3 protein-coding genes are annotated in these 12,347 nt (G+C 35.4%); 1 reads left to right on the top strand and 2 read right to left on the bottom strand.

All coding sequences use genetic code 11. The features are described from left to right. Positions 1–337: 337 nt before the first annotated feature. Positions 338–1,621: a uracil-xanthine permease family protein gene (locus QM865_RS09015; RefSeq protein WP_004256659.1), complete on the top strand. Its 1,284-nt coding sequence runs from the start codon at positions 338–340 to the stop codon at positions 1,619–1,621. Positions 1,622–1,826: 205 nt separating this feature from the next. Here QM865_RS09015 and QM865_RS09010 read toward each other — a convergent pair whose 3' ends face one another. Further along, on the bottom strand, positions 1,827–7,361 hold the full coding sequence (locus QM865_RS09010; RefSeq protein ID WP_414306497.1) for a ZmpA/ZmpB/ZmpC family metallo-endopeptidase: 5,535 nt from the start codon (positions 7,359–7,361) through the stop codon (positions 1,827–1,829). Between the two features lie 43 nt (positions 7,362–7,404). Then, the coding region (locus QM865_RS09005; RefSeq protein WP_414306496.1) for a ZmpA/ZmpB/ZmpC family metallo-endopeptidase at positions 7,405–12,347 on the bottom strand (4,943 nt) is incomplete at its 5' end.

Genomic DNA, 12,347 nt, shown 5'->3' with positions numbered 1-12,347 from the left:
TTATGTTTTGTCATAGTAGACCTCATTTCTAACTCAAACGTCTCATACTTAATTCCACCATAAAAATCCGTTTTAGACTAATTTCCACTTTGGTCAGGCAAGTGGAAGTTACTTTGAGAAGTTAGCGCTTTAATCTTTTTAGTAAAAAAATATTTACAAAGTTTGTAATTTTTGCTATACTATCACAAGCAAAGGTTTTTAATGTCATCCCGTGAGGTGACGAAGACGCAGAAATATTTGAAACTCTTTAAAGTTTAGACTTTAAAGAAGTCTTACTCTGAGGGCCTATTGCTGTAAAATAATGGGCTCTTTTTTGATGCCCAAAAGTGAGGTTTATATGAAACAAGAATCAACTGTTGATTTGTTACTAGACGTTGACCAACGTCCTTCGGCTGGAAAAGGAATTCTCCTTAGTTTCCAACACGTTTTCGCCATGTTTGGTGCGACCATCTTGGTACCATTGATTTTGGGAATGCCTGTATCTGTTGCCCTTTTTGCTTCAGGTGTTGGAACACTCATTTACATGATTTCAACTGGTTTTAGAGTTCCAGTTTATCTAGGTTCTTCATTTGCCTTTATCACAGCTATGTCACTGGCTATGAAAGAAATGGGGGGGGATGTATCCGCTGCTCAAACAGGGGTTATCTTGACTGGTTTGGTCTACGTCCTTGTTGCTGCTGGTGTTCGTTTTGCAGGTACAAAATGGATTGATAAACTCTTACCTCCAATCATTATTGGTCCTATGATCATCGTTATCGGTCTTGGACTTGCAGGTTCAGCTGTTACAAACGCTGGTCTTGTAGCGGACGGAAATTGGAAAAATGCTCTTGTAGCGGTTGTTACTTTCTTGATTGCTGCCTTTATCAATACTAAAGGAAAAGGCTTCCTACGAATCATTCCTTTCCTCTTTGCCATTATCGGTGGTTACCTCTTCGCACTAACTCTTGGCTTGGTTGACTTTACACCAGTTCTTAAAGCTAACTGGTTTGAAATTCCTGGTTTCTACTTGCCATTTAGCACTGGTGGTGCCTTTAAAGAGTACAATCTTTACTTTGGTCCAGAAACGATTGCTATCTTACCAATCGCTATCGTAACAATTTCTGAACATATTGGTGACCATACTGTTTTGGGTCAAATCTGTGGCCGTCAATTCTTGAAAGAACCAGGACTTCACCGTACTCTTCTTGGTGACGGTATCGCAACTTCAGTTTCTGCCTTTCTTGGTGGACCAGCCAATACAACTTATGGAGAAAATACAGGGGTTATCGGTATGACTCGTATCGCTTCTGTCTCAGTTATCCGTAACGCAGCCTTTATCGCAATTGCCCTTAGCTTCCTTGGTAAATTCACTGCCTTGATTTCAACTATTCCAAACGCTGTACTTGGTGGTATGTCAATCCTACTCTATGGTGTTATCGCCAGCAACGGTTTGAAAGTCTTGATTAAAGAACGTGTTGATTTCGCTCAAATGCGTAACCTAATCATCGCAAGTGCTATGTTGGTCCTTGGACTTGGAGGGGCTATCCTTAAACTTGGTCCAGTTACCCTTTCAGGAACTGCCCTATCAGCCATGACAGGAATCATCTTGAACTTGATCTTGCCATACGAAAATAAAGACTAAGAGTCTAAATACACCTAATCCACTCAGACAACTGAGTGGATTTTTCGTGTAGCATAATATAGTCAATGGAAACAGGAATAAGACAAAAGAGCCTCAAAAAAAGGTATTGCAACTTGGCAATACCTTTTTGAGGTGTTTTTTGAAAGTCATCAAATGATGATTTTTCAGAGGGAGCAAAAAACTGTCCTCTTTATATTTTAAACGTTTAAATGTCTTCTTTAAACAGTTTATTAAAGAAACCATCTGTATTTTTTAGTAGGGCTTTGAATACTTTGGATTTCAAGTCCACTGTATTTTTGAAATGATCTTTAATTTTCGGATCTGACATTCCCTCCAGATCTTTGCGAACTGCTTTATCAAATAAAGTGCGTAACTCATCATAGTTGCTAATATGGGTTCCATCAATATCGATAGCCTCAAAACCTTTCTTAGCTTTAACAAGAATTTCCCCGTACCAATGTCTCTTCCACTCTTCAAGGGTTTTAAAGTTTCCTTGCGATACTTTATTAATTATTAGCTTATCGCTTAGTAAACCATGGTTGTTTTTATCTGCTTCTGTTTTGTATTTATTGGATACATAACTGATAAAGCCATTTTCATAACCATAATAGCCCCACATACGGAAAGCATTATGCTTAAATGATAATGAACCAGGTGCACCATCACTCGTATTTCCACCGTAAATACCAGCCATCATATTGACATTCACGTAAGCTGAGTTTGGAGTGAAATCCTCTGGACGATAAATTCCATCCCCTGGATTTCCATGTTTTGTCATAAAATTATTATCGATTAAATCATTGATGCTTGATAACTTTTTAGCTTTTTCTTCTTCATTCAAATCACGAACTTTATCCCATTGATTCGGCGCTTTGAGCTTATTCAAATTGTCAATAGTCCGTATTGCCTTGTCAACTTTCTTGAACCACTTCGTATTAATATCTGGTACCCCTGATTCTAGAACTGCATCTGCTTCTAGATGATCTAGCATCATTAGTGCTTCATTATAGTTTTTCATATATCGATCGATGTCTTCACGAGTTTGAAGCTTATCAGGATTATAATTGTACCATTGGTCACCATCATTTTCACGATGATAGGCCATGTTAAGACCTAGAGCACCATATTCACCGTTACCTGTAGATTTATCAGGTGTTTGCAACATACCTTGAGCATATGCTTCAACGTCGGTGCCTTCACGATGACTATTTCCTCCAAAATATAACATACGGTCATTGACGTGTGTTGTTTCATGTGTAAAGGCTGAAATACCAAACGGACTAATCATATCTGTCACCATAAACAAGACCTTGTCATCATTATTTGGATTAGTGAATATTGAAGCCATAGCGCCCATACGTCCGTCTCTATCATGGTGTCGCCATGTTGGACCATATAATTCACGAATTGGGGCTACAGGGTTACCTTTACTGTCAAATCCTCGACGACCTACAGGAGAACCATTGTAGGTTTGATTATCCCAAACAGGTGTTGGAACCATATTTTGACTCTTGAGCAATCTATCTCGTACACTTGGTAATGCTAAACGTGACCAGAAGTCAAGGTAAGTTTGTTGTGCATGTGCAACCTTATCAATTTCTTTTTTGAATTCATTTCTAGCTTCTTCTGTATGTTTACCATATTTCTCAAATGAACTATAAGCCATTGTATTATATGTTGAAATTAAGAACATATGAGCTTTCTTCAAGTTGAGCAACGGTAAAATCATACGTCCATGAACACTGTTATCTAAACCATCGAACACACGATGACGTTTATCTTTCAACTCTGTATTTGTTGTCTTAGGTTCTGAAACATAAACATTTTTAGCAGAATGGATAAACCAATCGTTAATATCTTTATCCTCAGTGAACAAACGCATGTTGTATTCTAAGAAGTTACGTAAATTACCTTTACCAGTGTTACCTGAGATGATTTCACGGTAAGCATCTTGAGTCCGATCACCCTTCAAGTTCTTTTCACTCGAACCGATGTTGATGAGTCTGTCAATAACACTTGGTGTCTTACCATAAAAGTCAGGTTTAAACATCATGATGTTTTTTATACTCATGTCACCGTATTTGATATCATAGTAACGATTGAGATAAGTCAGAGCCATCATGATTTTAGCTTTATTGGTTTCTACTTTCTTGAGAAGTGCTTTTATCGCAGCTTCATCACCATTCAATTGATGGTCTTCGTTTTCAACAATAGCTTTAACTAGTTTGTCAAGATTTTCTTTCACGTCCGCAAAGCTTTCTTCAAAGAATAAATCTTTAATATAACCATTCTTACGTTCATCCGAATTAGCATTAGGATCTCTAGATGTATCTCGTTTATCCATCAAGGAACGGACTTCTTGTGAAATCAATTCTACACTTGATAATTGAGCTTTAACATCAGCAATCAATTTATCACGATTTTTAACAACCATATTCGGTGTATAGACAACATCACCAAGACCAGATACGCTATATTCACGCACTTGTTGGACTTTAGAATCCTTGAGTGTGACCCCCATTTCTTCTTTTGTACCATCTGCATAGTGAATCATTATTTTATCGATATCCGATAAATCGGTCACGAATTGACCATCCTTCATCCCCGTAACAGAAAGGACTTCTTTCTTAGCTAAGTTTGAATCTTCTGCAAGTTTGTTACCTTGGTTGACAATCCATTCTTTGTTATAAAATGGTTGAAGTTTCTCAATATTACGATAAGCCAAATCACGTTCGGATTTGTAGTCTTGAGTTGATTTGTATTCCTCTGATTTTGGTGCTATACGGTTAAGCGTATCTTCAGGAAGAGCACTAATTTCAAATCCACTAGCTGTTATATTGTACCCTGTAATTTTCTTATTAGCTTCTTCTAAACTAATTTCTTTAACACGTTTAGAACGTTGATATGAAGAGGCTCCTGTACTCATATCACGAACAACGAAATCATTTTCAAGTCTATTACCTGAGAAGTAACCACCTTCGTCATCTATATTTCTTGAACCATAGAAGATCTCACCTTTAGAAACTTTCACCATTGATACGTTATCTTCAATTTGCCCTAATACCCAGTTAGAACTGATAAACCCACCAACATCAACTGGATTATCAATGTCAATTGTACCTTTAGCAACTGAATGACGAACAGAACCCTCTTTTCCTACAGTGAAATTATCCATACCATTATCAGATTTCGCGACAAGTCCAGCAGCTCTAGCTCGTTTACCTGTGATTGTTACATCAGCATATGCTCTATCTAAGTTACCTTTCCAAATTTCACCAGCAATACCAGCTAAATTCCAATCACGATCACCAACAGCCTGCAATTTACCGATAAATGCTACATTTCTTAACAGGCCACCACGATCAATCTTATTAACAATACCAGCAATACTATTGTTTCCAAGAATGCTACCAGTAACCTTGATATTCTCAACTGTCGCATTTTTAACAGTCTTAGCAAGTGCTGAAATATCATTAATCCAAGGCATATTGATATTAACGTTTGCTAAGTTAATATTTTTAACTGAACCACCTTCGATACCACCGAATAATTGACGTTTCATGTTATGAATTGAATACTGGTTACCTTCTACACTGGTCAATGTACCTCTAAATGTCCCAGGTACATATTCTTTATTAGGCGTTGGTACATTTTCTGCATTCAAATCTGCACCAATTTTAAATGTACCGTTTTTATTAACATTCATAGCGTCTACTAAATCTTTAAAGTTATAGTAGACATTATCTTCTTTAGGATGGGGTTTTTCAATATAATGAACATACTTGTTACGAACCTTCGTTGGGTCTGTATGTTGAATCAAATCTTGCGCTTCAGCAGTGATTTTATAAAGTTTTTTACCTTCTTCTGTCACCTCTTCAATAGAGTCAACAGCTAAACGAGTTACCTTATTATCGCGACTAGTGATTTTTAAGTACATTTTCTTCACATCTTCATCTGAAGGTTTTTCAGTCATGAAATCACTAGGTGTTTCAGTACCATCGTCATTTACCTTCACTAAATTAGTAGATGCGATATTTTTAATTTCAACTTTTTTTAACTCTAAACGTAAAGGTTTTTCATCCAATTTAGAAGTTTCATCACCTTCACCACGGTTGTAAGTCATTGTTGTTGCAATTTTATAATCTTTAAATAAATCCAAACCTTGAATAGCGTCTGTCAATTTTTCTTTAGATAAATCAACTCGCTTAACAACAGTGTCCCCATCTTTAATCTCAGCTATAATGCTCTTGATTTCAGCATTACCTGTATTTTCAAGAGTGTAATCCAATTTAGCTGAACGATCCATCGCATCTTCTGTAACCTTATCTAAAGTCAAAGTTGGAGCAACTTTTGACGTATATTCTGGCAACTCAGCTTGAACTGCGGGTTCGCCTTTTTCAGTTACAACTGCTTCGGGTAAGGCTGGTTGAATCTCAGGTTCGCCTTTTTCAGTTACAACTGCTTCTGATAAGGTTGCTTGCACCTCAGGTTCTCCCTTTTCAGTGACTACAGCTTCGGGTAGGGCTTGTTGCACCTCAGGTTCGCCTTTTTCAGTTACAACTGCTTCTGATAAGGCTGTTTGTACTTCAGGCTCGCCTTTGTCGGTCACGACAGCTTCGGGTAAGGCTGCTTGCACCTCAGGTTCGCCTTTTTCAGTTACAACTGCTTCGGGTAAGGCTGGTTGAACTTCAGGTTCGCCTTTTTCAGTTACAACTGCTTCTGATAAGGCTGGTTGAACCTCAGGTTCTCCCTTTTCAGTTACTACAGCTTCGGGTAGGGCTTGTTGCACCTCAGGTTCGCCTTTTTCAGTTACTACAGCTTCTGATAAGGCTGCTTGAACCTCAGGTTCTCCCTTTTCAGTGACTACAGCTGCTGGTAATTCTGGCTGAACTGCAGGTTCAACCTTTTCTGTGACTACAGCTTCGGGTAAGGCTGGTTGAACTTCAGGTTCGCCTTTTTCAGTTACAACTGCTTCTGATAAGGCTGGTTGAACCTCAGGTTCTCCCTTTTCAGTGACTACAGCTGCTGGTAATTCTGGCTGAACTGCAGGTTCAACCTTTTCAGTGACTACTGCTTCGGGTAAGGCTGGTTGAACTTCAGGTTCGCCTTTGTCTGTCACGACTGCTTCTGGTAACGCTGGCTGAACTGCGGGTTCCCCCTTTTCAGTTACAACTGCTTCTGGTAAAGCTGTTGTAACTTCGGGTTCGCCTTTGTCTGTCATAACTTTGGATTGTTCAACTAGCGAAACCGATGAAACCGTTCTCTCATCAAATTCCAAGTAACCAACATATCTGTAACCAGAAATTTGCAACACACCATCACGTCCAGACTCATGGATGTTAGCATTCAAATTAAGTGCTGAAGTAGTTGATAGTGTAACTAAACCTGTCGCCCCTACAATCAAAAATGTAGCTATTTTTTTATTTCTCTTATCTTTTGTAATAACTACAACAAGACTACCGATGGTCAATAAACCCAATACAGTCATAATAGATTGTGATTGACCAGTATTTGGTAGTGCGTCTTTCTCATAAACCAAAGCATATGATTCTTTTGATTCGTCAGGTCTACCTTGTTTGAGTTGATCACGTTCAGTTTGTGTCAAATTACTATAATCCAAGTAATGATAAGTCGATGCACCAACAACTGACGGTGCAAATAAAAGACTCCCCAAGAATACCGAACCAACAATACCCTTTATTTTCCGAATGGAAAATCTATCTTTTTTTAATAATGACAATTGTAATCCTCTACCTTTACTTTTTATTTCCTAATAGCAAATACTATTTTTTATTCTCAAAAATTGAATTTCTAAAATCATCGGTTTGATCAAGATAGGCTTTAAAGATTGCCTGTTTAAGTTTATGAACTCTACTTCTTTCTGGATATATATTCACAAGATAATCCTCAGCATCTTCATTGACAGCAGTAGTTATCATTCTTTGAAGATCTTCTATATTTTTTATTGTCACTCTATCTTTTCTGAACCAACTTCCATTTGGGTTATCGAAGCTAATGCTCATTAATTTATTAAATTTAGCTTTTCGTTCTTCATACATTGCTTTTTTGAAATCAACCCATGATTTATATTCATTATTAAACACTTTTTGAAGTACTAACTCATCAGTTACATTACCGATTACTTTACCATATGATGTAATAACATCACCATTGGCTTTTGCTTCTTCCGCATATTGATTAGAAATATATGGTACCATTCCATCTTTAAATCCTTTTGCAGCTAACAATTCAAACGCCATACGACGACCCATTAAATCACCCGGAGTTCCTTTATCATTACTTAGAGCAGAATATATTGGTGAGAATAGTTTAATTGTATAATATCCATTTCGTTTAAAAGTATTGTCATTTCCATTTTCGTATCCTCTTCTTGTAATAACATCATTTTCAATTAAACTATTAAATGAGGTTAATTTGTTAAGTTCACTAGTATTTAAATAACGAATAACATTGGTTGCATAAACTCTACTTCCGTCTGGATCTGTTTCAAATTTATTTTCTATTCTTCTCAACAACTCATTTTTCTTAGAAATATCTAATTTAACAACTGCATTACCTTCTAGATATTCTAGCATATAAATTACATCAAACATATTATGCATATATTTTTGTAAATCTTCTGCATTATTAAATCGTTTTGTAGGATCTTTCACCTGAAGTCTAGTTAGATCTTCTGATTTTTCATATTTCAATATAGAGTTAATCGTAATAGTAGGATCATTTGGATGATCAGGAGCTTGTAACAATCCTTTAGCATAAAACTCTGGTCCAAGTCCATTTCTTCTTCCATATCCTCCTAGATAAATTTCTCTATCTGAGTTATGCGTCATTTCGTGTGTATAAGTTACCGCACCATCTTTATCAAGCATACGATACGCCATATAATAGAATGCATCCCCTGTAGCGTATGCTCCATTAGAATTATGGACAACATTATTTCCCGCTGGGCCGAAGAAATGTTTTATCGCTGGATGATTAGTTTCAAAATTAGCTTCTTGTAACCTATTATCTTCATCATTTCCAAATCTAAATGCATCATAGACTAGAACACTTCTATATAATTTTTCTTTATTTTTATCATCTAGTATTTTATACCAGTAATCATAGTGATCTCTAAATCTAGCTGCCGCTTCTTTTGCTTTTGTCTCAACATAGTTATTTAAATTAGTTCCTGCTGGATGTTCTTTACTTCTATATCTATCATAAGCTCCAAATCCTATAGTCGAAATGTTCGCTATAATAAACACCGATTTTTCAGGTAATGTTAATAGCGGCAAGACCATACTTGGGTATTTCCAAGATGGGCTAGTTAATCTATCATATACTCCAATTGAATATGGACTACCAGCTATTGATTGCTTATCACTTACCTCTTTAATTGTAGATTTTTCTTCTACTATATAAGCTTTAGTTTGTTCTTTAAACCACTCATTATTTGTTTTATCTGGTACAAAAGCTTTTCTATATTTTTCCAAAGCATCAAATAAATTATTAGTTTTATAATTTTTCGCTAATAAAACGTTATAAGTTATAACATTATTTTTCGCTAGTAAATTATTATATCCAGATTTACCTAATTCGATAACATTATCTAACGTCGAACTATTTGATTTACCGAAGAAATCCAAGTGATACATAACTAAATCTTTTGCTTTTGTTTCACCATATTTAAAATTGTACCAACGCTCTAAGTATGTTAATCCTAGAAGTAAGGCTTCTTTATTATTTTTTATTTTCTCAATTACATAATTATCTATTACCTTATTGTTATTTTCCACTATTGCAGCATCCGCAGTAAGTAGTTTCGTTAAACTATCTCTCAAATTATCTTTTGTAGTATTGAATTGTTCTTCTAAATATAGTTCTGTTAAACTAACATCATTTGAAACATCTAATACTTTTCTAATTTCCTTTGATTTATATTCTACACTATTTAATGCTGGTAATACTTCATCTAAAATATTATTATAATTGCGAAGTAATGTATTCGGTGTGTAAATTAATTCTGTATCGCCTATTCTATACTCTGCTACATTTGAAAAATCACTTTGATAATTTACATTAAGTTTCTCTGATGTATTGTCTGCGTAATATAGTAATAATTTATTTATACTTGATTTGTATTTGTTAATATCACTAATTACTTCATTATCTTTCATTGGAACAACTGATAATAATTCTTTATTATAAAGATTACTACTTGACTCTACTAAATTTCCGTACTTAACTATTGTTTCTCTATTATAAAACGGTAATAGTTTTTCTATATTTTTATATACTTTTTCTTTTGATGAAACGGCATTTTCAAGATTTCTATAGTCAGTTACATATCTAGAAGAGAAATTAAAATCTTCTGTTTTAATAGTATTTTTAGATACAAAAGCAGCTTTTTTCTCTCTAATCTGTGCGTCTTCTAATACTTCTCCTCTTTGAACAGTAGAATCCTTAGTTAAGATTTCATCATCTTCTGCTACTACGTTCACAACTTTATTATTTTTGTTGCTATATGTGCCATTTACTTTTATACCATTAAAATTATCACCCGCAATAGCATTACCATTCGTTACATTAACGTCGCTTAATACGTTTGTAAGGTTACCCGAGTTACTTACTTCTGAAGAATCTCTATCCCAAAGATTACCTACAACTCCACCAACTTTACCAAAACGCTGCACATTATTTAGATTCCCTTCAGCATAACTATTTCTAATTAGTGCACTCTTATCTACTGCTCCAGCTATCCCACCAACAACTTGGTCTCCAGTATTGGCATTTGTCGCCATATCAATAGACGCAATCGACTTGTCTATTAATGCTCCCGAACCAGAAAGTTTACCTACTAAACCTCCGATTTGATAACTAGCAACTGTTTTATATGTATTAGTTATTCTGCCTGTATAGCTACTGTTAGAAATAGTAGAATTATTAACTTGTGATACTAATCCTCCTATTCCATGTTCACCAGCTATCGCTCCATCAGCATGAACATTACTAATTGCAGTTCTATTTTTCGCTTCTTTTGCAAGTGTTGCAGCATCTTCTTTTGCTGAAATATTGGCATCTTTTATTGAAAGATCTTTTACTGTAGCGCTATTTAGCACATTAAACAGTGGTTTTTTCAGGTTATATATAGCGTAATACTTATTATTATTTTGCCCTATTAATGTTCCATGAAATTCATTTTTCACATAACTTTCTTGACCATCTGGAAGTTCAAGTTCACGAGCATCCATAGTTGCACCTAAACGGAATGTGCCATTAGGAGTGTTATTCATTGCATCTACTAAATTTTTAAATGATGTATAGACACCAGTTTCACTTTGCTGAGTTTTTGGTAAATAGTAAGTATAATTTTCTAATACATTATTATTTTCATGATGTATCAGATTATTTGCACTTGCTACTATTTTATAAACAGCTCTATTATCTTTATTATCATTAGTAATGCTTGTAACTGGTAGCATCACATCTTTAAAATTCTCTGATTTAACTTTCATGAAGTAATTTTGTGGGTCATTTGGTGCAGAATCTAATGAAGTTACATGACGATACTTATCACCTTCTTTTGAATATAGTTCTACAGAAGATATATTTCTAAGCTCTAATTTCTTATTAACGTCTTCTTCTTTAACATCGTCTTTTTTCTCATCTTTATGACGTTCTAGTGCATCATATGTCGGAGTAATTTCTTTACCATTTATAATACTTCTAATCCAGTCTAATTGTGTTGGAGATAATATTAATCCTCCTGAACGGTTCTTAGCACCATTTTGGTGTACACCAATGACTTCACCGTTAGTATTAAATATTCCTCCACCACTCATACCAGGTTTTCCACCTTGATATTGAACACCGTAGGTATTATTCGCATATTTTTGTTCCATTTCAACTGTAGCATCTTTTAAGTGCGTATATTCCCCACCTGGATATCCATAGACATTTAGTTTGTCATGAATATTTACTTTCGAGTAATTTTCTACTAGATTTACATGTTTTCTTTCTAAAGATTGTGGTAATTTAATCACTGCTAAATCATAGATAAATCCTTTTGGATAATCTTTTTGATTATAAAAATGAATATCCTCTGAAGTAAATGAACCTTTTTGTCCATCAGGTGTTACCCATTCATATGTATTTTTAGACTTTTCTCCTCTAAATTCACCCGTGCTGTTATCTGAAGAATTATTAATGAAATTGTGTGCTACTGTCAATAATACATTAGGTGCTATAAATGTAGCTGAACCAGTTCCAGATAACGCTTGATTACCTTTAACAAAATTCATTCTAAGTAGTGCACTGGCATTTTTTTGAACATTATTCGTTTCTGTTGTATTGTTAGTTTCTTCAGAAGGTTTTGTACTTTCTGATTTCAGCGGCTCGATTTTCCCAGTATATTCTTGAAGTGGGGCTACCTGTTCAGGTTCACCTTTATCACTTACTACTGCTTCTGGTAACTCTGGCTGAATTGCAGGCTTGCCTTTGTCGGTTACTACTGCTTCTGGTAAAGCTGGTTGAACTTCAGGCTCACCTTTGTCAGTAACAACAGCTTCAGGTAATGCAGGATGAACTTCGGCTTCACCTTTGTCAGTAACGACTGCTTCTGGTAAATCTGACTGGACTGCAGGCTCGCCTTTTTCAGTAACAACAGCTGCGGGTAATTCAGGTTGGACTTCTGGTGTGCCTTTGTTGGTTACTACAGCTTCTG

The sequence above is a fragment of the Streptococcus mitis genome (assembly GCF_047462815.1).
GTDB lineage: Bacteria > Bacillota > Bacilli > Lactobacillales > Streptococcaceae > Streptococcus > Streptococcus mitis_DO.
Note: the sequence above shows the minus strand (reverse complement) of the source record. Positions and strands in the feature narration are given on the sequence as shown.